Raw genomic sequence first — 518 nt, forward strand, 5'->3', positions numbered from 1 at the left:
GCCTAGGCATTCCCCGTGTGCCCTTATTTACTTTCTTCACTAATGCTCCTTTTGCTAAGCATTAGCTGCTATTTGTGTATTAATCACCATATACTTACGTATATAATTCATAATGACACTACTGTTGTTTTCTCTTGTGTCTTCTTTCTTACAATATGTCAAAGAACTCTTTGTGATACTTTAATTGATTTAAGTCTCTTATAAATCGTATCGCTTGTGGAGAATAACGGAGTCGAACCGTTGACCCCCTGCGTGCAAGGCAGGTGCTCTAGCCAGCTGAGCTAATTCCCCAAGTTACTATGGTAGTCCCGAGCAGATTTGAACTGCTGACCCCTACATTATCAGTGTAGTGCTCTAACCAACTGAGCTACGGGACTAGCTTATCTTTCTCATCTTCTTCTCTCGAGTACCGTATCCCTTTAGGGCGGGCACTGTATCTTCAAATGTGTTTCTCTTATTTTTGTATATACTATATATATATATAGTAATACAAATAGTGATCATGATCTAAACGTAAC

The 518-nt window shown here is 39.0% G+C and carries 2 tRNA genes; both read right to left on the reverse strand.

The window, feature by feature from the left end:
* Positions 1–217: 217 nt before the first annotated feature.
* A tRNA-Ala gene (locus tag WH223_RS00010) sits at positions 218–291 on the reverse strand.
* Between the two features lie 9 nt (positions 292–300).
* A tRNA-Ile gene (locus tag WH223_RS00015) sits at positions 301–377 on the reverse strand.
* Positions 378–518 lie beyond the last annotated feature (141 nt).

Source organism: Sphingobacterium sp. MYb382 (assembly GCF_037572665.1).
GTDB lineage: Bacteria > Bacteroidota > Bacteroidia > Sphingobacteriales > Sphingobacteriaceae > Sphingobacterium.